The 2925-nt window shown below is 72.0% G+C and carries 3 protein-coding genes; 2 read left to right on the top strand and 1 reads right to left on the bottom strand.

The features are described 5' to 3' along the window. Window positions 1-56: 56 nt before the first annotated feature. Window positions 57-704, bottom strand: a complete 648-nt coding sequence (locus tag VK923_17155) for a tyrosine-type recombinase/integrase (protein HSJ46407.1) — start codon at window positions 702-704, stop codon at window positions 57-59. A gap of 889 nt (window positions 705-1593) precedes the next feature. Here VK923_17155 and VK923_17150 point away from each other — a divergent pair. Continuing rightward, window positions 1594-2088, top strand: a complete 495-nt coding sequence (locus VK923_17150; GenBank protein ID HSJ46406.1) for a hypothetical protein — start codon at window positions 1594-1596, stop codon at window positions 2086-2088. Beyond that, window positions 2085-2925: transposase (locus tag VK923_17145; protein HSJ46405.1), on the top strand; the 841-nt coding region annotated here is incomplete at its 3' end. The genes VK923_17150 and VK923_17145, both read left to right, overlap by 4 nt.

Here is a 2925-nt window from a genome sequence, read left to right as displayed (position 1 = left end):
TGGGGCGCTCCCTCCTGGAGGCCGTGGCCGTTGTCTGCCACTGGTGGCCCTTCGTTTCAGTCTGGTGTGCCATGGGTGTGCCATGCTTGCCGCGCGTGGGCTGCGCGCGGGCCCCGCGTCAGGGTCGTGGGTCGAGGGCGTCTTCGACGCGTTGGTAGGCGACGTGTTCGTCGTGTTGCATGACGCCTGACGCCGAGGTAGGTGTCGAGCAGCATCGAGAGGGTCTTGTGGCCGCTCCAGGTTTGGGCGACCTTGAGCGGGACGACGCTGTTGAGCCACAGGGTGATCGCGGCGTGCCGCAGGTCCTGGCGGCGGACGTGGCGCAGCGGCCCGGTGGGGAAGGTGGCGGCGACGGCGTGTTTCCAGACGTCGCGGTGGAAGTTGGACAGGTCGATGCGTCCGCCGATGGTGTTGACGAACACCAGCGCGTCGCCGCCGGTGGCGGTGAACCGTGCGAGGTGGTCGCGGAGCGTGGCGGCGACCTTGTTGGGGATGGGGATGGTGCGGGTGACCCGTCGCCCGCGGCCCTTCAGGGGTCGGCGTCTGGTTTCGCCGGGTTGGAGGTAGCGGTCGGAGACGGGTTGTAGCTGCCGGCCAGGGTGACCTTGGGTGGGGTGGCGTGGAGGTCGAGGCGGCGGCGGCGTAGCTCGAGCGCTTCGCTGGGCGTAGCCCGCAGAAGCCTTGGAGGAGCACGAACGCCTCATACCGCGGGTCGATGGCGGCGCAGGCTGCGGCGAGTGCGGTGATCTGGTCGGGGGTCATGACCAGGTCGGGGTCGACGATGTGAGGTTCGTGGTCGGCTTCGGGTTCGACGGCGGTCCACGGGTCCCACTCGATGAGCCGGCGGGCGACGGCGTTGGTGAACGCGCCGCGCAGGACGGCGCGGGCCCGGGCCATGCTCGACGGCGCGAGTTCGCGGGGGGTGCCGTCGGCGGCGCGGCTGCGGAAATCCTCCAGCAGCGCGTGCAGGTGATCGTCGTCGATCGCGGCCAGCGGCAGCGACCAGGCGGTGAACCACCCATGCCACCCATCCTCGTTGGTGTGGTCGATGGCGGGGGGCATGGCGGTGTCACGCAGCCAGACGTCGGCGGCGGTGTACTCGTCGGGGGACAGGTCGGGAGCGTCGGGGTCGACCAGGAACAGAGTTGCGCGGGCGAGTTCGCGGACGGCGTTGCGGCGGCTGGCCGGCGCCCACCCGCGCCACTTGCGTGCGGCGTAGTCGACGACGAGGTCGTAGAACGACACCCCCGACTCCTCCTCACCGTCTTGGTCTGGAGCGGTGGCGGTGGGGTCGATGAACTGGCGGGCGTCGGCGTCGAAGTGCCAGCCGCGGGCGAAGTCCTCGACCAGGCGGCGGGCGAAGTCGTCGGCCCACCCGCGCTGTTCGAAGGTGTACTTGTAGCACGATCCCGACGCGGCCCATGCCGACCTCGGCGGCCAGCCGTTGGAATCCCTCGCGGTCGGCCGCGGACGCGCCGGACTGGCCCTGGTCGCAGTCGATCGGACCGCGAAGCGGCGGATCGGTTCACGTTCGACGCGCGGTGGCGGTACGCGTGCGGGGTCGGCGGCCGGGAGACAGGACCGACGTCGTTCGTGCATACGGTGCTGGTCCGCACCCGCATGCGGCTGCGCGCCTCGAACGATCCGGATCGAGTGTTCCGGGTGTCCAAGGAAGTCGCCGCCGCGGCTGGGCTGATCGGGGTCAAGCGGGTGTTGGACTCCGCGCCGTTGTTCGACGCCGTCGCCACCCAAGACACCATCACGTTGATCCGGTCGGCGATCCGTGGGGTGCTGCGCGCCGCCGACGCGGCGTTGGCCGCGCAGCTGCGGGCGGGCCTTGCGCGTGACGACGACTACACGGCGGCGGGCAAGCCGCCGTGTGACTGGGACGACACCGCAGCGCGCGAAGCGCTGATCGACGCGCTCGTGCGTGACGGGCTGGCGGTGCTGGCGGCCGTGGACGGCCGCGAGCTGCCGGCTGCCGTGCGGCAGGCCGCCGAGTTGCTGGCAGTGGTGATCGGCCAGGACACCGACGTTGCCGCCGACGGCCGGTCCGGATCGTGCGGCGGGTCGCATCGGATGGGGTGATCTCGGTCGTCGACACCGACGCGCGGCACGGGCACAAGTCGACCGCGCGGGGCTTTGACGGCTACAAGGGCCACGCCGCGGTCGATCCCGACTCGGAGATCATCACCGGCGCGGCGGCCGGCCCTGCCGGTGGTGGGGACGCCGCGATGACCGAACAGCTGCTGGGCGACCTCGGCGCGGATGACGATGGCGAGCAGCGCACTGACGACAACGGCCGGGACAGCGACGACAGCCGAGACGGCCAGGACGGCGGGGACGGCCACGTCGGCGCGGTTGCCGCGGATGAGGCCGTGCAGCGCCCGACGGTGTATGGCGATGCGGCGTACGGCAGTGGGGACAACCTGGCGCGGCTCGAGCGGCTCGGTGCCGAACCGCTGGTCAAGGTCCAACCGGCGAACGCGCCCGGCGGCCGGTTCTCCAAGGACGACTTCGACATCGACCTCGCGAACCACACGGTGACCTGCCCGGCCGGGCACACCGCGGCGATCCCCGACCGTGACGCCGACAAGGTCGCGGTGCGCTTCGCCGAGCACTGCATCGACTGTCCACTGCGGCCGCAGTGCACCACCGCGGCGGCCGGACGGACGATCACGATCGGCCGGCACGAGCAGCGGCTGCAGGCCGCCCGCGCCCGCCAACAAGACCCGGCCTGGCAGGCCGACTACCGCGCCACCCGACCCAAGGTCGAACGCAAGGTCGCGCACCTGCTGCGACGCCGCCACGGCGGCCGCCGCGTGCGCATGCGCGGTCTGCGCCGCGTCGATCAGGACTGGAAGCTGCTCGCCGGCGCGGTCAACCTCGCCCGCCTCGCCACCCTCGGCGTCCGCTGGACCCCAA

The organism is Euzebyales bacterium (genome assembly GCA_035461305.1).
Lineage (GTDB): Bacteria > Actinomycetota > Nitriliruptoria > Euzebyales > JAHELV01 > JAHELV01.
The sequence above is the reverse complement of the archived record's forward strand: the minus strand, read 5'-3'. Positions and strand labels throughout refer to the sequence as shown.